Source organism: Mycobacterium sp. OAE908 (genome assembly GCF_017872775.1).
Classification (GTDB): domain Bacteria; phylum Actinomycetota; class Actinomycetes; order Mycobacteriales; family Mycobacteriaceae; genus Mycobacterium.
This window is the reverse complement of the sequence record NZ_JAGGJL010000002.1, coordinates 1,032,808-1,051,826: the sequence shown is the minus strand read 5'-3', so window position 1 is coordinate 1,051,826 and position 19,019 is coordinate 1,032,808. Positions and strand designations below refer to the sequence as shown.

General features: G+C 65.3%; 20 protein-coding genes. 11 read left to right on the top strand and 9 right to left on the bottom strand.

Going from position 1 to position 19,019, the window contains the following annotated elements; translation table 11 throughout:
* Positions 1-122: 122 nt before the first annotated feature.
* Together J3E61_RS30260 and J3E61_RS30255 are read left to right on the top strand one after the other, a co-directional pair.
* Positions 123-905 (top strand): hypothetical protein, encoded by a 783-nt coding sequence (locus J3E61_RS30260; RefSeq protein WP_210086378.1) that lies wholly within the window; start codon positions 123-125, stop codon positions 903-905.
* Between the two features lie 67 nt (positions 906-972).
* Complete coding sequence (locus J3E61_RS30255; protein WP_210086377.1) at positions 973-1,713, top strand: hypothetical protein; 741 nt, start codon at positions 973-975, stop codon at positions 1,711-1,713.
* Between the two features lie 10 nt (positions 1,714-1,723).
* Here J3E61_RS30255 and J3E61_RS30250 read toward each other — a convergent pair whose 3' ends face one another.
* From J3E61_RS30250 to J3E61_RS30220, 7 genes are all read right to left on the bottom strand, one after another.
* Complete coding sequence (locus J3E61_RS30250; RefSeq protein WP_210086376.1) at positions 1,724-2,545, bottom strand: thioesterase family protein; 822 nt, start codon at positions 2,543-2,545, stop codon at positions 1,724-1,726.
* Positions 2,546-2,574: 29 nt separating this feature from the next.
* Entirely contained in the window at positions 2,575-3,276 is a 702-nt protein-coding gene (locus J3E61_RS30245; protein WP_210086375.1) for an SDR family oxidoreductase, read from the bottom strand.
* Positions 3,277-3,324: 48 nt separating this feature from the next.
* Positions 3,325-3,897, bottom strand: coding sequence for a TetR/AcrR family transcriptional regulator (locus tag J3E61_RS30240; RefSeq protein ID WP_210086374.1), 573 nt, complete (start codon positions 3,895-3,897; stop codon positions 3,325-3,327).
* Positions 3,898-4,028: 131 nt separating this feature from the next.
* Positions 4,029-4,775, bottom strand: a complete 747-nt coding sequence (locus J3E61_RS30235; protein WP_210086373.1) for an alpha/beta hydrolase — start codon at positions 4,773-4,775, stop codon at positions 4,029-4,031.
* Positions 4,776-4,965: 190 nt separating this feature from the next.
* A complete protein-coding gene (locus J3E61_RS30230; protein ID WP_210086372.1) occupies positions 4,966-6,039 on the bottom strand; it encodes a CapA family protein in 1,074 nt (357 codons plus the stop codon).
* Positions 6,040-6,045: 6 nt separating this feature from the next.
* Positions 6,046-7,023, bottom strand: coding sequence for a substrate-binding domain-containing protein (locus J3E61_RS30225; RefSeq protein ID WP_192722908.1), 978 nt, complete (start codon positions 7,021-7,023; stop codon positions 6,046-6,048).
* Between the two features lie 94 nt (positions 7,024-7,117).
* Positions 7,118-7,600, bottom strand: a complete 483-nt coding sequence (locus J3E61_RS30220; RefSeq protein ID WP_210086371.1) for a tryptophan-rich sensory protein — start codon at positions 7,598-7,600, stop codon at positions 7,118-7,120.
* Between the two features lie 87 nt (positions 7,601-7,687).
* Here J3E61_RS30220 and J3E61_RS30215 point away from each other — a divergent pair, with 87 nt between their 5' ends.
* The 4 genes from J3E61_RS30215 to J3E61_RS30200 are packed head-to-tail and all read left to right on the top strand — an operon-like array spanning position 7,688 to position 11,188.
* Entirely contained in the window at positions 7,688-8,848 is a 1,161-nt protein-coding gene (locus J3E61_RS30215; RefSeq protein ID WP_210086370.1) for an FAD-dependent oxidoreductase, read from the top strand.
* The gene (locus J3E61_RS30210) at positions 8,845-9,738 is read left to right on the top strand and encodes an RNA polymerase sigma-70 factor (RefSeq protein ID WP_210086369.1); all 894 of its coding nucleotides are present in this window, start codon (positions 8,845-8,847) and stop codon (positions 9,736-9,738) included. Before J3E61_RS30215 ends, J3E61_RS30210 begins: the two co-directional genes overlap by 4 nt.
* Positions 9,739-9,747: 9 nt before the next feature.
* Positions 9,748-10,299, top strand: a complete 552-nt coding sequence (locus tag J3E61_RS30205) for a GNAT family N-acetyltransferase (protein WP_210086368.1) — start codon at positions 9,748-9,750, stop codon at positions 10,297-10,299.
* On the top strand, positions 10,289-11,188 hold the full coding sequence (locus J3E61_RS30200) for an alpha/beta fold hydrolase (RefSeq protein ID WP_210086367.1): 900 nt from the start codon (positions 10,289-10,291) through the stop codon (positions 11,186-11,188). The genes J3E61_RS30205 and J3E61_RS30200 overlap by 11 nt, the downstream gene beginning before the upstream one ends.
* On the opposite strand, the gene J3E61_RS30195 is transcribed toward J3E61_RS30200, so the two are convergent.
* Positions 11,115-12,503, bottom strand: coding sequence for a cytosine permease (locus J3E61_RS30195; RefSeq protein WP_210086366.1), 1,389 nt, complete (start codon positions 12,501-12,503; stop codon positions 11,115-11,117). The two genes, J3E61_RS30200 and J3E61_RS30195, sit on opposite strands and share 74 nt — an antisense overlap.
* 51 nt (positions 12,504-12,554) lie before the next feature.
* On the opposite strand from J3E61_RS30195, the gene J3E61_RS30190 reads away from it, so the two are divergent.
* The 3 genes from J3E61_RS30190 to J3E61_RS30180 are packed head-to-tail and all read left to right on the top strand — an operon-like array spanning position 12,555 to position 15,863.
* Positions 12,555-13,217 carry a class I SAM-dependent methyltransferase gene (locus tag J3E61_RS30190; RefSeq protein ID WP_210086365.1) on the top strand — a complete coding sequence of 221 codons (663 nt, stop codon included), beginning with the start codon at positions 12,555-12,557 and terminating at the stop codon, positions 13,215-13,217.
* Complete coding sequence (locus J3E61_RS30185; protein WP_210086364.1) at positions 13,214-14,365, top strand: P1 family peptidase; 1,152 nt, start codon at positions 13,214-13,216, stop codon at positions 14,363-14,365. The genes J3E61_RS30190 and J3E61_RS30185 overlap by 4 nt, the downstream gene beginning before the upstream one ends.
* Positions 14,366-14,396: 31 nt before the next feature.
* Complete coding sequence (locus J3E61_RS30180) at positions 14,397-15,863, top strand: MFS transporter (protein WP_210086363.1); 1,467 nt, start codon at positions 14,397-14,399, stop codon at positions 15,861-15,863.
* Here J3E61_RS30180 and J3E61_RS30175 read toward each other — a convergent pair.
* A complete protein-coding gene (locus J3E61_RS30175) occupies positions 15,860-16,288 on the bottom strand; it encodes an SRPBCC family protein (protein WP_192722918.1) in 429 nt (142 codons plus the stop codon). The genes J3E61_RS30180 and J3E61_RS30175 overlap by 4 nt on opposite strands.
* A 375-nt stretch (positions 16,289-16,663) precedes the next feature.
* Here J3E61_RS30175 and J3E61_RS30170 point away from each other — a divergent pair, with 375 nt between their 5' ends.
* Positions 16,664-17,782 carry an ABC transporter ATP-binding protein gene (locus J3E61_RS30170; RefSeq protein WP_210086756.1) on the top strand — a complete coding sequence of 373 codons (1,119 nt, stop codon included), beginning with the start codon at positions 16,664-16,666 and terminating at the stop codon, positions 17,780-17,782.
* A gap of 52 nt (positions 17,783-17,834) precedes the next feature.
* Positions 17,835-19,016: a spermidine/putrescine ABC transporter substrate-binding protein gene (locus J3E61_RS30165; RefSeq protein WP_210086362.1), complete on the top strand. Its 1,182-nt coding sequence runs from the start codon at positions 17,835-17,837 to the stop codon at positions 19,014-19,016.
* The last annotated feature ends 3 nt before the right edge of the window (positions 19,017-19,019 follow it).

Sequence of the window (19,019 nt, the reverse complement as noted above, 5' to 3'; positions counted from 1 at the left end):
GTTCCGGCAAATATCGCTTTCATAGCCCGCGCACAGATGCCGTCCAGCGCAATTGTGGGGTGGCTCACTCGATCGATTCACCCACACGACATCGGTTCAAGATCACGTATGCTTCTGCGACCATGACGCAGCCGATCATCGAATATGGCGACCCACGCCTAATCGCCGAGCAGTTGGACGAATCCGGAGTGGTGTGTCTCGAGGATGCGGTTCCGCACGAATGGCTGGCTCAAGCGCGCGCCGACGTCCAGGATCGGCTGCTGAACCACGGCGTCCACGACCAATTCATTCGGTCGCCTCAAGGCGAAGAACACAGCGCCGCAGAGGCTTTCATCAACAGCTCTTCGGTGCTGTCGCTGCTGACGGACATTGTGCGCACCCGCTTCCCGGAAGGACCGGCCGAGCTGGAGCTGACCGGCTCGGCCCTGCGCGTGATCGCAGGCCCGCGCGGCGAAGGCGACGCGTATTGGTTTCATTACGACGCCAGTGTGGTCACGATGGTCGTCCCGATATTTCTGCCGAATGCCGAACAGGGCAACTCCGGGGAATTAGTGGGACTTTTCAATAAGCGCCCTTTCCGACGCTTTGTTCTCGCGAACATCATCGACAAAGCCGTCGGGCAAAGCCAGTTTTATCGCCGTCATATCTTGCGCCGTCTCGACGACAGCGACTATCTGCACAGAGTCGATATGGAAGTCGGCAATCTCTACCTGTTCTGGGGCTATCGCAGCCTACATGGCAACATGCCGTGCGAATCGGGCGCCCTGCGCGCCACTCTGCTACTGCATTTCGGCCGCCCGCACGGCTCCAGCGACGCGTTGACGGCCGCGGTGCGGATCGGGCAGTCGCTGCGGACCCTCGGACAGAAGCGTGCAGGCACGGAGGTCACGGTCGGCGCGTACTGACCCCGATGAAAGCCGTTGACCTCGCGTGATTTGCCGCTGTCTCGCACGTGAGCGATAGCATCGAGGCGTGACTGAGCGCGAAGCCCCGCCGGATTGGGGCTTCGATCACCCGCAGGACCCGTACGACGCCGACGGGTGGTTCGGTGGTGGGCAGGTAGCCGAGCCAACTTTTGTGGACGACGTTCCCACCCCACCGCACGGTGAACCCGCAGTCCCGACCGTCGAAGCACCGTATAAAGCCCCGAGCGAGGCCACTCCGCCACCTCCTCCGCAGCCAGTGCGACGGGCTCCTTCCTCGACGGTCAACACGTGGACAGTGAACGGTCAGCTGCGCGCATCGGATACCAGCACCTTGACCTTCCGGGCTCCCCCGGAGCCGTGGTACCGCGCCAGACAGGCCAGGATCGCGCTGACCGTCGTCGCCGCCGCCGCAGTCCTTGCGCCCGTTGTCCTGCTCGCGTGGCCCGATAGCTCGTCGACGGCCCCCGGCCCGTCGACCTCGGTCGCACCTGCGCCATCAACCACTGCGCCTGCCATCAGCAGTGCTGCACCCTCACCGATCAACCTTCCGCCGCCACCACCACCCCCGCCTCCCCCGCCACCACCACCGCCGGAGCAAACCGGTTCGGCCCCGTCCTACAACGAGCCGTACTGGAGGCCGTCCGCTCCGGAGCCAACCAAGGGGCCGGACGTGGATGTGACCCGCGCACCGATCAGCGTGGCGCCAACGCCGCGACAATCACCGGGCACCAACTCGGCCAATCCCGGCGACGGCCGGAAGGGCTTCCACTGTGGCGGCTGGTGCTGACCGCCGGTCGCTATTCGTAGTTGAGACCCTTCAACAGCGTTCTCTGGGTCGAAAAGTCTATCTGCGCAGCGGGATTGGCTACTGCGGTGACCATGCCCGAGCCGAAGGCGCCTTGGGAGTCGAAAAGCGTCGCCGTGCCGACCGAAATCCCATCCGCCGTCCAGTGCGAATCCGCTTGGATGGCGATCCAATCGTCAACAGGCAGCCGGGCGAGCGCAGCCGTCAGGTCACCGTTGATATAGCCGATGCCCTGCGTGCCGAGGTTGGTCACCAGACTCGTCGCTTCGGCGATCATCACGGCGCGGACGAACGGAGAATTCTCCTCTCCCGCAAGAACTTTGATGCCGTCGTTGAAGAAGCGCTTTCGGGAGTCGTTCTGATGGGCCGCCGGCGACCGTGTCCAGCCCGCTTCGTCGCTTCCGACAAAGGGAAGTACTGAATCGTCGGGCGGCGGCGGCGCTACGAGCGAGACGGGCGCCGTCCACTCACGACCGGGTGGCGCGGTTGAGCGTCGGTACTGCACCAGCGTGGCCCGAGTCACGGTGCGGCCCTCCTGCACTACATCGCATTCCGCGCTGCGCACCCGCCTTCCGTCGCGGACCACTCGCACGTCGATCGTCGTCGGCACATTGCGTGCCGCACGGAACAAATCTGCGGTGAATCGTGTCGGCATGAATTCCGGTGATCCGCAATTATTCTCGAGTTCGCGGGCGGCCAACCCGACGACCGCTGGCCCATTCAGATGATCGTCGCCCCAATGACTCTGCGCGAACGGCGTTGGCACGTACGCGCCGCCCTCGGCCAATGTGAAGTGCGCCGGCTCGTTCGACATCCGAACATCGTCGCATAGCGCCTGATCGGCTACGTGTTGCGCCCGCCGTTGACGCCCAGAATCTGCCCCGTGATGTAACCGGCCTCATCAGAGATCAGGAAAGCGCATGCGGCAGCGATGTCTTCGGGTTTTCCCATCCGGCGGACTGGCGTCGCGTCGATCGTCGCTTGGACATTGCCGAGCCTGCCGCGAAATTCCGCATTGCGCAGCATCGGCGTATCGATGAAGCCCGGCGGCACGGCATTCACCGTGACGCCCGCCGGTCCGTACTCCAGGGCCAGTGACTTGGTCAACCCGTTGACCGCCGACTTCGCTGCGACGTAGTGCGACATGTACGCAGTGCCGGAATGGGTGCTCGACGACGAGATGTTGACGATCCGCCCCCAGCCCGCGTCGATCATGTCGGGCAGGACCGTCTGGATGCAGTGGAACACCCCGTTGAGGTTGACGTCCACCACCTTGCGCCACTCATCGAACGTGATGTCGGTGAAGCGCTTGAAACCGTCCAGGCCTGCCGCGTTGACCAGGATCGTGATCGGCCCGAGCTGCGCGCGGATGGCCGCCAACGCCTGATCGACCTGGGAGCGATCGGTCACGTCTGCGGTCTGTGCGAACTCCTCATCGGAGGCGGTCAGGTCGATCGTGGCCACGTGGTAGCCGTCGGCCCGCAGCCGTTCCGCCACCGCCCGGCCGATACCCGAACCGCCTCCTGTCACGACAGCCGTCTTCATCGATGTCTCTTCCTTCCCGAAATCGCTTGAATATCTTGGTAGTTGATGTCAACTGCGTCGTGGCGCCCGCAGGCCCAGCGTGCGACGGCCCGCATCCACCAGATGCTCTTGCAACGCCGCGTCAGCGAAAGTGCCCCATGTCGGCCCCGCCGCGCCTGCCATTCCGGCGAAGACCATGGCCGCCTTCACTTCGCCGGCGGGTCCCGGATCGACATCGGCCAGCAGGGCCAGCTGTCGCTTGATCAGATCGCCCCATTCTTCGCGCTCGATGAGCACTGCTGCGACGCTCGGGTCCGCTGCTAGCACCGCAACCAGTCCCCTGTTGCGCACCGTCAGCGCCGCGTAGCCGCTCAGCATGTGCTCTGCCCGTGAGTGCGCGGTACGCCTCGTCTCGGCAGAGTCCACGATGGTCCGCAACTCGGCGAGGATCGGTTCAAGGACAGCGGCCAGCAGTTGCTCGCGGGTTCGAAAGTGGTGGTAGATAGCAGCTTTCGTCAATCCGAGTTCATCGGCGATCATCTGCAGCGAGGTGCCCGCGAAGCTGTGTCGGGTGAACAGGTCGACTGCGACCTCGATCAGTCGCGTCCGGGTGTCGGTGGTCTCCAACGCCGCTGTCGCCATCGCCAGCTCCTCAGGTTCGGCTTTACGATCGTATGGTACTGTACCGTCCATTCGTAAAGCTAGCTCCTTTACGATCGACTAGGCTCCACGAGCATCCCCCTATGAGCGACTTCCGGGCCTCGAACTCATCACTAGCCTGCGCGCCTGAGATGCCGGCCGAAGAACGGGCGCGCATCTTCGGTCGCGAAACTGGGTACCTGGCGATGCCCTCCCGGGAACGCACGCAACAGTTTCTCTTTCGAGGCGAAGGCGTCGAACAACGCCAGACCGTGTTCGCGGCCGATCTCCTGGTCATCCCACGGCAACAGGAACTCTATGGGCGCGGTGATCTGCTTCGCCGCTGCCCTCAGCGCGTCAGATTCGAACATCGCGCCGAAAACCGCAGCGGCGATGCGTGGTTCGGCTGCCGCCAACGGAATTCCGATGGCGGTCGCCAGCGTCATGCCGCAGTAGCCGACGCCGGATTCGGCGCCGATCTCTGGCAGAGTCAATAGGGCGTCGATGGTCGCCCGCCACTCCGGAACGGCACGTTCAGCCAGCGACGCGTTGAAGTCGATCACGATCGGGCCGATTGGTTCTCCCGCCGAACGGGCCTGACGAAGCGCGGCGACCCACTGGTTGTCCTCGGCGTTTCGCGGCCGCTCACCGTGTCCGGGGGCATCGATTGCGGCCACCGCGAATCCACCGGTGGTTACCCAATAGTGAGCGCGGGACACTAGTCCGGGTGCCTTCTTGTGAAGACCCCCACCATGACCCATCAGGATCAAGGGCGCACCGTCGGATGACTCAGCGGGTGACCAGAGCACTCCGGTGACGTCGTCCAGGATGAAATCACGCTCGACGATGCCGTTCGACGAAGTCTGTGAGTTGAAATGCATAGGTAGTTGCCTTTCGGGATTGCCTTGTTGTCCAGGCGCTCCCGGCGACCACCTACCTCAATCGCCTGACCGTGGAAAGACGAGGAGCACCCATTTCGGTACCGCATGCATGGGTTCTCACCTCCTCGATCGACGTCACGGTGTCCGAGAGGCTACCAACCGCTGTCCTTGCCCGCCAATTCTTTTTCGGCTACGCAGCGACGGTGAGTACGCCGTCGGCCGTGGCCTCGACGCGCGTTCCGAAACTGCTGCTCATCTCTACGATGCTGGCGTGCAACCACGCAGCGTCCCGCTCAGGCGCACGCTCGAGCCGCATCCTTCGCATTCTCACCGGCACCATGCGCAGGACACTGTCCGACTTGTCGACAGAAGCGAAATGCAGCAGCCGCAACTCGTGGCGAAACGTTTCGTAGGTGGAGATGCCCTCGTAGTCGTCGATGGTGTCGCCACATCCGTACATGATCAGCTTTCCGCGGTATATCTCGATTGGCCTCGGATGGTGCGACGAATGGCCGTGCACCAGGTCGACGCCGGCCTCAATCAGCCTGTGCGCGAACCTGATCTGTGCGCTGTCGACGACATAGCCCCAATTCGAGCCCCAGTGCAGCGAGACCACCGCGACGTCGTCGGGTCCCGTCAAGGCTGTCACTCGATCAGCGATCAGGTCGGCGCTGTCGTCGGTCATGTCCGGCACGTACGCAACTCCGGGCCGGTGTGCCGTCGCTGCCCACCCCGGTGGAATGCCGCTCGAACTCATGCCGCAGGATGCGATCACCACCCGCCCGACGACAGCGGGGCGCTGCGCACTTTCGGCATCCAAACCCGCACCAGCACTGCGTATTCCGGCACGGTCGAGCGTTCGCAGTGTGTCGGTCAGTCCCTGATACCCGAAGTCGAGGATGTGGTTGTTGGCCAGCGCACAGACGTCGGGCCGGATTGCCGTCAGACAGCCGATGTTGTCGGGATGCATCCGGTAATGCACCGCCTTTCCGCGGGCGAACTCACCGCCTGTGGTGATGCTCGTTTCCAGGTTCAGCAGTCGGACGTCGGGCGCGAACTGCTCGACGATTTCCAAAGCGTCGCCCCACGGCCATGAATACTCGATCGGCGCCGGGATCGGACCGTTTGTCTGCTCGGCAAGCGAAATATAGGTTCGCGCATCGGAAACCACGGATTCGCACAGAGTCGGATCACCGGGATGCGGCAACAGTTGATCGATCGCACGGCCGGTCATCACGTCGCCGGTGAGGAAGATGACCGTCACGACGACTCAGCGAGTGCCGGCCTGAGCGAGGTCGGCAACCGAGTTGATATTGGTCTCGTCGACGAACGACGGCCCCGTCAAAGTCGGCTGACCACCACCGATCACGTTCTTGTTGGTGAAGTACAGCCAAAGCGAGTCGACCGCGAGATATCCCTGCAGGAACGGCTGTTGGTCGATGGCCCACTCGATCCTGCCGTTCTTGATCGCGTCGACGACACCGGCGTTGGTGTCGAACGTCGCCACCTTGGCATAACTGTTCACTTCGGCGACAGCCTCCAAGGTGGCCAGCGCCACTGGGGCGCCGAGCGTGAGGACACGGTCGATGCTGAAGTCCTGCTGAAGCTTTGCCATCACCGCGCTCTTGACAGCGTCCTTGTCCACGCTGTCGACGTAGAGCTTCTGTGTCTTGCCCGCGAATCCGCTTGTCAGCCCGTCACATCGGGCTTCGAGCCCCACATGCCCCGGTTCGTGAATCACACAGAGCGCGTTCTGGGCGCCTTCGTGGGTGAAGCGTTCGCCCGCCGCCCGGCCGGCGATCGTCTCGTCTTGCCCGAAGTACTCCATCACGCCAAGCGCTTTCCAGTCGGCGATACCGGAGTTCACGACGACCAACGGAATGCCCGCAGCGATCGCGGCCTGGACCGCGGGCGTCATCACCACAGGGTCGGCCAGGGTGACCGCGATGCCTGCCACCTTTGCGCTCACCGCCGCCCGCACCAGGTTGGCCTGGGCCGCCGCGTCGGGATCGTGCGAGTACTGAAGTTCGACGTTGTCCTTGGCCGCTGCCGCCTCGGCGCCCCGACGGACCAGGTCCCAGAACGTGTCGCCAGGCGCCTGATGGGTGATGAGGGCGACGGTCATGCGGGCCGAGGTGCCGTTGTGAGCACTAGAGGTGGGCGGCGTCGAGCCATGTTCACCGCCGGAACAGGCCGCCACCGCAATCATCAGCACCGAGAGGATGTACGCAAACGACGTTCGGGCCATTGATTCGCCCCTCCCACGCGAGCCGGTGCGAGCCCGCCGCGCGACAGCAGGTCGCTCCCCAATCGTCGCAGCTAATCGGGCCGGCGTGGCGGGATTACCGAGAGCGATTCAGCTGCCAGATGCGGGTGGACAGCAGCGTCGCGAACGCACACCACGCTGGATAGGCGGCGAGAACACCGGCACGCGGACCACACGCCGCGACGGACCGTCGCGTGAGATCGGCACTGCTCACCGTCAGCGCGGCCGCCGCCACGGCCGACGTCCCGAGTTGGCGACGTGTGAAGAACAGCCACGTCCAACCGGCGTTGAGCGCGAGGTTGACGGCCAGCAGCCCGGCATAGGTGCGGGCCTGCCTGCGATCCGCGGCGCCGAGGTGGTCCAGCGTCGAGGCCGAAACGGCAGCGATGTCCGCGTAGAGCAAGGGCCATACGACAGGAAAGGCCTGCCGCGGCGGCTGAAAGCTCGGCTTGTGCAGGCCGGCGTACCACGCTGACTGCGCGGGTCGGCTTGCCAACCCGCCTACCAGTGCCGTGACGAATGTAGCTGCAGCGGTGCTGACCAGTGTCTTCAAGCGCATGGCGAAATTTACCCCGAAGTCGATGTCACGAATCGCGGCGCTGTTTGCGTCTGGTGCATATCAACCGCCGACAAGAAAGGCAGAACGATGACCGAGATCCTGATTCTGGGCGCCGGTTACACCGGGATGGCCGCCACCGCCGGGTTGGTGGGCCGCCTGAAGGGTCGCGACGACGTTTCCATCACGATCGTCAACCCGCAGACCCGGTTCACCGAACGCCTGCGCTTGCATCAGACCGCCTCCGGGCAGACCTTGGCCGATCTGCAGATTCCAGATCAGCTCGAGGGCACCGGCGTCGACTTCGTCCAGGGCTGGGTGACGGGCATCGACGCCGACGCGCAGACCGTCCGCATCGATGACGCCTACCCGCTGCGCTACGACACGCTGATCTACGCCCTCGGCAGCGTCGCCGACACCGAAACGGTTCCCGGCGTTGACGAATTCGCCTACACCTTGAACAGCGCGCAGGACGCGATGCTGCTCGCCGACCATCTGCACCGCCTCACCGACGGCACCGTCGTCGTGGCAGGCGGCGGGCTCACCGGCATCGAGTCCGCGGCGGAGATCGCCGAACAGCATCCACAACTCGACGTCGTGCTGCTGAGCCGCCAGGTCCCCGGTTCGATGATGGGCGACAAGGCGCGGGCCCGACTGCACGCAGGCCTGGAGCGGCTTGGTGTGCAGGTGCGCGCCGGTGTCGACATCGTCAAGGTGATGTCCGACGGTGTGGCGCTGGACGACGGCGAGGTCGTCAATGCGCAGGCGGTGCTGTGGACGACGGGCGTGCGGGTGTCGCCGATCGCCGCGGCCGCCGGCTTCGACGTCGACGACCGTGGCCGCATCGTCACCGACGAGGCGCTGCGTTCGGTGTCACATCCCAACGTCTACGCCGTCGGGGACGCCGCCGCGATCCAGCAGGGCTACGGTGTCATCCACGGCACCTGCCAGAGCGGTATCCCGACCGCACTGCATGCGGCGGCATCGATCGTCCGCGAGCTTAAAGGCAAGCAGCCCAAGAGGTTCCGCTTCGGTTACGTCCATCAGCCCGTCAGCCTGGGCCGCAACGACGGCGTCATCCAGTTCACCCACGCCGACGACACTCCGGGGCGGTTCTACTTGGCCGGCAGGTTCGCCGTCGCGTACAAAGAGACGGTGAGCTCCAGCCCGTGGACCACATACCGCCTGCTCAAGGTGCTGCCAGCGCTGGGGGCGGCGACGTGGCGGCGCGGCGGCCGGAAGACTCGATGAACGCCGACCAGCAGACGTTCGCCGACCACAGGACCTTGTTGTTCTCGATCGCCTACCGGATCCTCGGCTCGGCCGCGGATGCCGAGGACGTCGTCCAGGACGCCTGGTTCAAGTGGTCGGCGGACGACCGGTCACAGGTCTCCGATCCGAAGGCCTACCTTGCGCGCATCGTGTCGAACTTGTCGATGGAACGGCTGCGGTCCACCCGCCACCAACGTGAAACATACGTCGGCCCATGGCTTCCCGAGCCCATCCTCACCCAACCCGACGCCGCAGAGGACGTCGCCACCGCCGAATCCGTTTCGATGGCGATGCTCGTGGTGTTGGAGACACTGAGCCCGTTGGAGCGCGCGGTGTTCGTGCTCAAGGAAGTGTTCGCCTTCAGCTACGCCGAGATCGCTCACGCCGTCGAGCGGTCGGAATCTGCCGTGCGTCAGGCCGCCCATCGCGCCCGCGAACACGTGCAGGCACGCCGGCCCCGCTTTCAGGCCGACCGCGTCAAGAAACGCGAGGCCACCGAGCGGTTCTTCGCCGCCATCACCGGCGGTGACATCAACGAACTGATGGAGTTGCTCGCACCGGAGGTCACGCTGTGGACGGACGGCGGTGGCAAGGTCCGCCAGGCGATGCGACCGATCGTCGGTATCGACAACGTTGCGCGCTGGATCGCCGGTGCGAGTGCACGGCCCTATGAGGGGGTCGAAATCGCTGATATGGCAGCAGAAGTCGTCGAGATAAACGGCGGCCCCGGCATCCTGTTGACCGGTGCCGGTCGCGTCATCGCCACGCTGACCGTCGACCTGGACGCAGCCGGCCGCATCGTCACCGTGCACAACGTCGCCAACCCGGACAAGCTGCGTGCGGTCGCCGACGGGGTGAAGCACATCTAACGTGGCGTCGTGACCGAATGGCAGGTGCGCACCGGAAGCGCCGCGGATTTGGACCTCGTGGGACCGCTGTGGGTGGCGGTTCATCATCAACACGCGCAGGTCATGCCGCACTTGGGGCCGTATGTCAGCGACGACGAGACCTGGCGCGTCAGGCGCGCGTTGTATGAGGAGTTGCTCGCCAAGCCCGACACCCTGCTGCTGCTCGCGTTGGACGGCGATACGGTCGTCGGCTACGGCCTCGCCCACGTGATGACGGTGGACGATAGCTGGATCGCGGACACCTGGGTCACCGGCACACGGATCGGTGAGATCGAATCCCTCAGTGTGCTACCGCAATACCGCGGCAGCGGGTTGGGTTCGGCGTTCCTGGAGCGGCTCGAGCAGCACCTGCAGGCGATCGGCGTCGAGGACATCATCCTGGGTGCACTGCCCGGCAACACCGATGCCATCCGACTCTACGAGCGACGCGGCTATCAGCCGACCTGGCTCTATCTGTCACGCTTCAAGGCCGGAACTAACATGAGCCGGACAACGGCAGAGGGGGGAATCGGTGACCGCTGAACTCAAGTACCTGGAACTGCACGGCGACCGCATCGCATACCGGGATGCGGGCACCGGCGAGACCATCCTGTTGATCCACGGGATGGCGGGAAGTTCGGACACCTGGCGGGCGATGATCCCGCAGTTGGCCAAGAAGTACCGCGTCGTGGCGCCCGACCTGCTCGGTCACGGCCGATCGGACAAGCCGCGCGGGGACTACTCGCTTGGCGCGTTCGCGGTGTGGCTGCGGGATCTGCTCGACGAACTGGGTGTCACGCGCGCGACGATCGTCGGCCAGTCGCTCGGCGGCGGCGTGGCCATGCAGTTCGTGTATCAGCATCCGGACTACTGCCAACGGCTGGTGCTCATCAGCAGCGGCGGTCTCGGCCCCGACGTCGGATGGACGCTTCGGCTGTTGTCGGCCCCAGGCGCCGAACTGATCATGCCGATCATCGCGCCGCCGCCTGTGTTGAAGGCCGGCAACAAGCTGCGCTCCTGGTTCAGTTCGGTCGGTGTCCAGTCCCCGCGCGGCGCCGAAATATGGAGCGCCTACTCATCTTTCGCGGACTCACAGACGCGGCAAGCGTTCCTGCGAACGCTGCGGTCGGTGGTCGATTATCGCGGTCAGGCCGTGAGCGCGCTCAACCGGCTACACGTGGCGTCCGAGTTGCCCATCATGGCGATCTGGGGTGACAAAGACCAGATCATCCCGGTCTCTCATGCTTACGCGGCCCAGGAGGTGCGGCCGGAAAGCCGACTCGAGGTCCTCGAGGGCGTCGGCCACTTTCCCCAAGTCGAGCGGCCCGCCGAAGTGGTCGACCTGCTCGACGACTTCATCACCTCGACAAGCGAGACCGCGAACGAACCAATCGATAGCAGCCGTACAGCAGCGCAGCCACCGACAGATTGACGAAGTACGCGATGTCGGCGCCGTGCCACGCCTTGGCGATCGGCCCCTCGAACAGGGGTGCCGTGTTCATGAACGGAATCGCCACGGCGTAGGCGAGCACGAACGCGATCACCGCGGCCACCGCATCGCGGCGGTCGGTCGGTTCGGAAGCGGGGTCGACGATGGCTCGTCCGCGTACCCGAAGCAGCCAGTCGATCACCACCACGGCGACGAACCCCGGAATCCAATAGCTGACCAACAACAGCACGTTCTGAAAGCGGGTGGCCGTGTCGGCGGCGTTCAGCCAGAGAATGAGCGGATAGGCCAGGGCCGCGACGATCACCGCTGATACTGGTCGCCGCACCCGCACACCGATCGTCTGAAGCGCCAGCGAGCCGCTGTAGTCGTTCATCACGCCCGAACCGATCGACGCCAGCGCGATGATCAGCAACGCCAGCCCGCCAAGCAGGCCGCCTCCCATCACCGTTCGGACACCCTCGGCCGTCTGCTCGGAAACGACGTTGCCCGCGGCGACGCCGATGCCCTGAATGAAGGTGTAGGCCAACACGATTCCGGCGAAGGTGAACCCGAACACCCTCGCGCGCGACGAGTCGGCAGGCAGGTAGCGGCTGAAGTCGGCGGCGTAGCTGGCCCACGACACGGCCAGGCTGAAGGCGATGGTCACCTCGAAAACGAACGCACCCGCGAGGTCTGCGCCTGTGACACTGGCGGGTGTGACGATCTGCTGCCCGGCAATGAGTTTCACTGCAAACACGACGAACGTGGTGAACAGCACGACGGTCAGCACCGCCTGCATCCGGTGGATGACCTCGTAGCCGAAGAACCCCGCAACGGCCTGCACGCCGAGCACGATCAGCACCGCGAGCCAGAACGGGATTCCGAGCAGCAGCGACAGCGCCTGACCGCCGAACAGGCCGACGAGTGCGTCCCACGCGATGGTGCCCAGCCATTGCAGTACGGCGGGCAACACCACCCCGCCGCCGAATGCCATCCGTGAGTTCGGCAGCTGACCGGTGCCCGTGCGTGGGCCCCACGTCGACAGGTATCCGACGACGAGTGAACCGAGAACGGTCCCGATCACCATCGCGAGCAGACCGAGCCAGAAGCCGAGCCCCAGCACGATCGCCAGCGCGCCGGTGAACACGCCGGTCATGTTGACCTGCGGCGCGAACCATACCGTGAACAGCCGGGCGGGCGACCCGTAGCGCTGGTCTGCCGGGATGGGCGCGATGCCGTGCGTCTCGACGGACAGGTCCCCAGCCGCAGATGGTCGGTGGCCGGCGAACGTCGGCTCGGTCAAAGCACTGGAACTCATCCGTCCATTCGATCACGACCCCCGTCGCGCTGACGCACTACTGTCGCCTGCATGCCGGAGCAGCGATCGATATGGGGTGGCGGCGTGGCTGGCTGGGGCGGCGGCGCCTACGACTTCGCCGTCGAACGCGAATGGCTTGCCAGGCCGGGCGGAGTGGTGCTGTGGGGCACCGACACCCGGATGCTCTACGACAGCTTCCACACGATCGGCGAGCTGGCCGACGGTGCCGCGGTTCTCGACGTCCCGTGTGGTGGCGGGGTCGCGTTGCGCGGGCTGCGACCAGACCAGGGCGTGCGCTACGTCGCCGCCGACATCTCCCCCGAGATGCTCGCGCGGGCTCGCGCCCGCGCCGCCGGCTTCGGGCATGACGACGTCGAGTTCGTGGAAGCCGATATCGAGCGAATGCCGTTCGACGACAACGAGTTCGACCTCTGCGTGTCGTTCAACGGTTTGCACTGCCTTCCCGACCCGGCCGCCGCAGTTCACGAAATCGCCCGCTGCCTGAAGCCGGGGGGTCGGCTGGTCGGCGACTCACTCGTACGCGGCGCCGGGTGGCGTCAGGACGTAGCGCTCAAGATCGGGCGACGGCTCGGGGTCTTTGGCGCCGGCGGCACGGTCGATGAACTGCGCGGTTGGCTCACCGACGCCGGCTTGAACGTCGACCGTATGGATCTTTCCGGTGCGATCGCACATTTCACCGCGACGGCCGCATGACCACGCCCCAAACCCACACCACCGACGGCCGGCCGCGGGCTCGCGGGCTCGGCATCGACCTGCAAGGCCGGCCAGGACCGCTCAACGCGATCACCGACGTCCCCGGCATCGAGGTCGGCGTGACGACGTTGATCGAGGAATCGTCGGTGCGCACCGGAGTCACCGCGATCCTCCCCCGCGGCCGCGACGGTGTCGGGCAGCCCTGTGCGGCGGGCTGGTATTCGCTCAACGGCAACGGCGAGATGACCGGCACGACGTGGATTGACGAGGCCGGATCGTTCAATCTGCCTGTGGTGCTGTCGAATACGCATGCCGTCGGCGCCTGCCATACCGGCGTCATCAGCTGGGTCAACCGCGTCAACCCGCGGCTCGCCAAGCAATGGCTACTACCCGTCTGCGCGGAGACGTGGGACGGCTACCTCAACGACATCAACGGCGGCCACGTCCGCCCCGAACACGTCCAGGCGGCACTCGACACAGCGACCGCAGGCGCGGTGGCCGAGGGATCGGTCGGTGGCGGCACCGGGATGAACTGCTATGAGTTCAAGGGCGGCAACGGCACCGCGTCGCGACAGGTCACCTACGGGCGGCGAACGTTCACGGTCGGAGCATTTGTGCAGGCAAACTTCGGCTCCCGGTTCGAATTGACCGTTGCCGGAAGGCATTTGGGTCGCGACTTGCTCGACGACAATCCCCTGACTGACGACTGGTTCGAGGTCGACCTCGGCTTGAAGCCACCACCCGGTGCAGGGTCCGTCATCGCAATCGTTGCCACCGACGCCCCGCTACTGCCCGGCCAGTGCAAGGCCCTGGCGCGGCGCGTTCCGCTGGGCCTTGCCCGCACCGGGACAGCGGGCAGCCACTTCTCCGGTGACATCTTCCTGGCGTTCTCCACTGCGGAGGTGCCCGGCCTGGCCAGTGCGTTCCCGGTCGGGCCCGCCGGCTCCCCCGGCCAGGACGAGTTCGGCACGCTGAGGTTCGTACCGTGGGGCCGGATGGACGACCTCTACACCGCGGTGGTGCAGGCCGTCGAGGAAGCGGTGCTCAACGCGTTGGTGGTCAACCAGGACATGGTGGGCCGCGACGGACACCGCTCGCCGGCCCTTCCCCATGCTCGGCTGAAAGCGCTCTTGGCCCTCGGTCCATAATCGGAAGAACTGCTAACGATCGGAGCCGGGCGTGGTCGAGACCGACGCGAAACGCACCGCCTTCGATCACCGGCTCGGGCGGCCCACGCTACTGGTGGCGGGGCTCAGCGTCGTCGTTCTCACCGTCGCGGTCCTGCAGACCGCGGTCGTTCCGGTGCTCGGCATCATCGCCCATCAACTGAACGCGTCGACCGTTGCGGTCAGCTGGGCCGTCACCGCGAACCTTCTCGCCGCGGCAGCGGCCACCCCGCTGATCGGCCGGCTCGCTGACCTCCACAGCAAGAAACGCGTGCTGCTGACCGTGCTCGTGATCGTGCTTGCGGGCTCGGTGCTGGCGGCGACCACGACGTCGCTAGCGCTGCTGATCGTCGCCCGGGTATTGCAGGCCGCGTCGTACGGTCTCTACCCCATCAGCATCGCGATCCTTCGTGAGGAGCTGCCCGAGGAGCGGATGGGCTCGGCGATGTCGGTGCTCTCCGGGACGCTGGGCTTCGGCGGCGGCACGGGCCTCGTGGTCGTCGGCCTGCTGATGAGCGGGCACGCCGGATATCACCGCGTGTTCTGGCTGACGACGGCGTTCACCGTCATCGTCATTGCGATCGCCGTGCTGGTCGTGCCCGCGCGGGAGCGCACTTCGACAGGAACCATCGACTGGCTCGGCGCTACCGGGCTGGCACTGGGTCTGTCGGTCGTGCTGCTGGCGATCACCCAGGGGCACTCGTGGGGCTGGACGTCGCCGGCCACGCTGGCGTGCGCGGTGTGCGGCGTCGTCGTGCTCGGCGCCTGGTGGTTCTGGGAGCGACGCGCCACGCAACCGCTGGTGTCGACCGAGATGATGACCCGGCGAGCGATCATGCTCACCAACCTCGCGACCGTTTTCGTCGGCATGGGGCTGTACTTCGCGTTCCTGGGGCTGACGCAATTCGTCCAAATCCCCCATGCCGCAGCGGGATACGGCTTTGGTGCCACCGTGCTCGAGGCCAGTGTCGTCTATCTGCTGCCGGGCGCGGTCACCGGCTTTCTGGTGGCCTTGGTCAGCGGCCGCTTCATCGACCGGTACGGGGCCCGGCCAGTGCTGATGACCGCGGCGGTGGCGGGCATCGCGGGCTTCCTGTTCATCGCGCTGGCTCACCATGCGCCGTGGCAGATCATCGTGGCCAGCATTCTGGCCAACGTTTACTTCGCGCTCGGATACGGCGCGCTGCCCGCGCTCGTCGTCGCGGAGGTTGACGCCGGGGAGACGGGCGTCGCCACGAGCATGAACGCGATCGCCAGGACCGTCGGCAGCTCACTGGCCGCGGCGATGGTCGCGGTGCTGCTCGGCCGGACCTCTCACGGCGTGCCGATGGAGAGCAGCTTCGTCGCGATCTTCGTCGGCGGTGCGGCGACCGCAACCCTGGCGATGGTGTTGATCGCGTTCACGCGTCCGCGGCGCAGAGCTATCGAATCAGTTGAGGCGCGCTACGAATCTCGTGCCATGAACCACGAGTGGGGTTAACCGAGTGCCGCGAGATTCTCGACGGACTTGCGCACATCGGATTCCAGCACCTTAGCGACAAGTCGGCCGACGGGCGTGCTGAGCAGACCGCCGGATAGATCGGCGACGACTTGGAATGTCGACCCCGGCTTGTTGTCGCGCACGCAGAGCGTCAGCGCGATGCGGATACCGGGCCTGCCCCGGCCCACAATCTCGATCAACTTCGGTTCGTCGTACCGCGTGACGCGCCAGTGCACGGTGTTGCGGAAACCCTTGACTTTGATGCACGAGGATACGCAGGTACCTACCTCGATCTGCGGAGGAACCTCGCTGCGCCAGCCCGCGAAGATGGTGAGCCATTCATCGAAGCGACTCAGATCGGACGCCAAGGCCCATGCCTTTTCCGGACTGACAGCCGACGAGACCGAGACATCAACCTTTGCCATCTCACAGCACTACCCGAAGACGCGGGCCGGGTAAACGGCGTCGTCGGTTTCCACTGATCGCGGCCGCGCGGGCTGGGAGACTGGAGGCAATCGTCCCAGCGCATGTCCAGCCTCCTGTCAGTAGCCAGGCGGTGGCGGACGACGCCCGATTCAGCGGATTTTCTCGGTCTCAGGCGTGGATGACGAAGGATTCCATTGTAAAAATGTAAATTCGTTGCGGAATCGCTTGCGCAGGACCGCCCGATCCGCGAAGGTTTACCCCACAGCTGCACGGCTGTGTCTTGAGGAGGATTCGCCCTGACCGGCATACACACCACACCCGTCGAGCAAGCGGCGGGATCTGACGGGACCACCCGCCCCAAGGGCGGCCCAGTCATCGAGATCGACCACGTCACCAAGCGCTTCGGCGATTACGTCGCGGTGGCCGAAGCCGACTTCTCCATCGCATCGGGTGAGTTCTTCTCGATGCTGGGCCCCTCGGGCTGCGGGAAGACGACCACGCTGCGGATGATCGCCGGGTTCGAGACGCCCACCGAGGGTGCCATCCGGCTGGAAGGCGCCGACGTATCGCGGGTGCCGCCGCACAAGCGCAACGTCAACACGGTGTTTCAGCACTACGCGCTGTTCCCCCACATGACGGTGTGGGACAACGTCGCGTACGGCCCGCGCAGCCAGAAGAAGGACAAAGCCGAAGTCAAAAAGCGGGTCGACGAACTGCTGGAGATCGTGCGGCTGACCGACTTCGCCCAGCGCAAGCCCGCCCAGCTCTCCGGTGGCCAGCAGCAGCGGGTCGCGCTGGCCAGAGCGTTGGTGAACTACCCCAGCGCGCTTTTGCTCGACGAACCGCTGGGCGCCCTTGACCTCAAGTTGCGCCAGGTGATGCAGTTCGAGCTCAAACGCATCCAGCGCGAGGTCGGAATCACGTTCATCTACGTGACCCACGATCAAGAAGAAGCACTGACGATGAGCGACCGGATCGCGGTGATGAACGCCGGCAACGTCGATCAGATCGGCACGCCGACCGAGATCTATGACCGCCCGTCGACGGTGTTCGTCGCCAGCTTCATCGGACAGGCCAACCTGTGGGCCGGTAAGCAAACCGGCCGCACCAACCGTGACTTCGTCGAAGTCGAGGTGCTCGGGACAACGCTGAAGGCACGCCCGGGCGACACCACGATCGAGCCGGGTGGTCAGGCGACGTTGATGGTCCGGCCGGAGCGGGTGCGGGTCTCGATGGATGCGCCCACCGGTGATGTCGCCACTGTGCGTGCGACGGTGAGCGATTTGACGTTCCAGGGCCCGGTGGTGCGGCTGTCGCTGACGGCGCCCGACGAGTCGACGATCCTCGCGCACATCGGCGCCGAGCAGGATCTGCCGATGCTGCGGCCCGGCGATGAGGTGCATGTCAGTTGGGCGCCCGAGGCGTCGCTGGTGCTTCCAGCGGCCGACATCCCCACCACCGAGGATCTCGAGGAGATGCTCGACGACTCGTAAGCCTTGGCTGTAGTCAGTCCCCCTCCCCCCTTCATCGAAAGGCACAGTCGCCATGCCCCCCAACGAGTTTGATCCCCAGGTCCTCAATCGCCTTGTCGCCAACCGGACTTCGCGCCGGCGCTTCATCGGCGGCGGTGCCGCGGCCGCTGCCGCGCTGGCCGTCGGCGGATCGTTCCTGGCCGCGTGTAGCTCGGACAACAAGTCCGCCACCGGCACCACGTCGACGCAATCGGGTCCGGCAAGCGGCACGCTGCGGATCTCCAACTGGCCGTTGTACATGGCCGACGGCTTCGTCGCCGAGTTCCAGAAGGCCACCGGCATCACGGTGGACTACAAGGAAGACTTGAACGACAACGAGCAGTGGTTCGCGAAGGTGAAGGAACCGTTGTCGCGTAAGCAGGACATCGGCGCCGATCTGGCGGTGCCGACGACGTTCATGGCCGTGCGCCTGCATGGCCTCGGCTGGCTCAACGACCTCGGTGACATTCCGAACAAGAAGAACATTCGCCAAGACCTTCTCGAGGCGAGCGTGGATCCGGGCCGCAAGTTCAGCGCGCCATACATGTCGGGCATGGTCGGGCTGGCCTACAACAGGGCCGCCACCAAACGCGACATCACCAAGATCGAGGACCTGTGGGATCCCGCATTCAAGGGTCGGGTCAGCCTGTTCTCCGACGCCCAGGACGGCCTCGGCATGATCATGATGTCGCAGGGCAACTCCATCGAGAACTCGAGCATGGAGACCGTCCAGAAGGCAATCGACGTAGTCAAGGAGCAGAAGGAGAAAGGCCAGATCCGCCGGTTCACCGGCAACGACTATGCCGACGACCTGGCGTCCGGCAATGTCGCTATCGCCCAAGCGTATTCGGGCGATGTGGTCCAACTGCAGGCCGACAATCCCGACCTTCACTTCGTCGTTCCGGAGGCGGGCGGGACCACGTTCGTCGACACGATGGTGATTCCCTACACCACGCAGAACCAGAAGGCTGCCGAGGCGTGGATCAACTACGTCTACGACCGGCCGAACTACGCCAAGCTCGTCGCTCACACCCAGTACGTGCCCGTGCTGTCTGACATGACCGACGAGCTGAACAAGATAGATCCGAAGCTGGCATCCAATCCGCTGATCAACCCGTCGAAGGAGACGCTGGCCAAGCTGAAGGGCTGGCCCGCACTCACCGACGAGCAGACCAAGCAGTACAACGACGCCTACGCCGCGGTCACCGGCGGCTGATCG

What these genes read in the sequence shown, in the direction of transcription:
- J3E61_RS30260 (WP_210086378.1), top strand. Translation starts at nt 123, where the DNA reads ATGACGCAGCCGATCATCGAATATGGCGACCCACGCCTAATCGCCGAG.
- J3E61_RS30250 (WP_210086376.1), bottom strand. Translation starts at nt 2,545, where the DNA reads ATGTCGAACGAGCCGGCGCACTTCACATTGGCCGAGGGCGGCGCGTAC.
- J3E61_RS30245 (WP_210086375.1), bottom strand. Translation starts at nt 3,276, where the DNA reads ATGAAGACGGCTGTCGTGACAGGAGGCGGTTCGGGTATCGGCCGGGCG.
- J3E61_RS30240 (WP_210086374.1), bottom strand. Translation starts at nt 3,897, where the DNA reads ATGGCGACAGCGGCGTTGGAGACCACCGACACCCGGACGCGACTGATC.
- J3E61_RS30235 (WP_210086373.1), bottom strand. Translation starts at nt 4,775, where the DNA reads ATGCATTTCAACTCACAGACTTCGTCGAACGGCATCGTCGAGCGTGAT.
- J3E61_RS30225 (WP_192722908.1), bottom strand. Translation starts at nt 7,023, where the DNA reads ATGGCCCGAACGTCGTTTGCGTACATCCTCTCGGTGCTGATGATTGCG.
- J3E61_RS30220 (WP_210086371.1), bottom strand. Translation starts at nt 7,600, where the DNA reads ATGCGCTTGAAGACACTGGTCAGCACCGCTGCAGCTACATTCGTCACG.
- J3E61_RS30215 (WP_210086370.1), top strand. Translation starts at nt 7,688, where the DNA reads ATGACCGAGATCCTGATTCTGGGCGCCGGTTACACCGGGATGGCCGCC.
- J3E61_RS30210 (WP_210086369.1), top strand. Translation starts at nt 8,845, where the DNA reads ATGAACGCCGACCAGCAGACGTTCGCCGACCACAGGACCTTGTTGTTC.
- J3E61_RS30195 (WP_210086366.1), bottom strand. Translation starts at nt 12,503, where the DNA reads ATGAGTTCCAGTGCTTTGACCGAGCCGACGTTCGCCGGCCACCGACCA.
- J3E61_RS30190 (WP_210086365.1), top strand. Translation starts at nt 12,555, where the DNA reads ATGCCGGAGCAGCGATCGATATGGGGTGGCGGCGTGGCTGGCTGGGGC.
- J3E61_RS30185 (WP_210086364.1), top strand. Translation starts at nt 13,214, where the DNA reads ATGACCACGCCCCAAACCCACACCACCGACGGCCGGCCGCGGGCTCGC.
- J3E61_RS30175 (WP_192722918.1), bottom strand. Translation starts at nt 16,288, where the DNA reads ATGGCAAAGGTTGATGTCTCGGTCTCGTCGGCTGTCAGTCCGGAAAAG.
- J3E61_RS30165 (WP_210086362.1), top strand. Translation starts at nt 17,835, where the DNA reads ATGCCCCCCAACGAGTTTGATCCCCAGGTCCTCAATCGCCTTGTCGCC.